Raw genomic sequence first — 419 nt, 5'->3', positions numbered from 1 at the left:
AACAACGAACGTGAGGAAGTGACGAACATCGTGAATGAAGCTCTGTACTACGACGAAGAGGATGCGGTGTGAAGCTCAGTGAGATGAAGGCCCTGTATCTTCGGGCCAAGGACGCATACTACAACGGCAAGTCCGAGATCATGTCGGATGCAGCGTTCGACCGTCTGGAAGATACGATCCGGAAACGCAGCCCAGAATGGGAAGAATTGGACAAGACGGGTGTGCGTATCTCTGACAAGAAGGAAGAGGTGGCTCTGTGTTGGCCTATGCCGAGTCTGGAAAAAGCGTATCCTGACGACGTACCGTCGTTTGCGAAGCGTAGCAAGGGACCCCACTTCGGCATGTGGAAGTTGGATGGCACGAGCCTCCAAGGACTGTACGATCGTGGCACTCCCAAGGCTCTTATCACGCGTGGTGAT

Annotated in this window: 1 protein-coding gene; it reads left to right on the top strand. The window is 53.9% G+C overall.

The genetic code is table 11. The features are described 5' to 3' along the window. Window positions 1-68: 68 nt before the first annotated feature. Window positions 69-419, top strand: a 351-nt coding sequence (locus AC1RPR_RS08370; RefSeq protein ID WP_481763495.1) for a hypothetical protein, incomplete at its 3' end; no start/stop codon positions are given.

Source organism: Dellaglioa sp. CoH-57-MRSF-22, assembly GCF_056781895.1.
The sequence above is the reverse complement of the archived record's forward strand: the minus strand, read 5'-3'. Positions and strand labels throughout refer to the sequence as shown.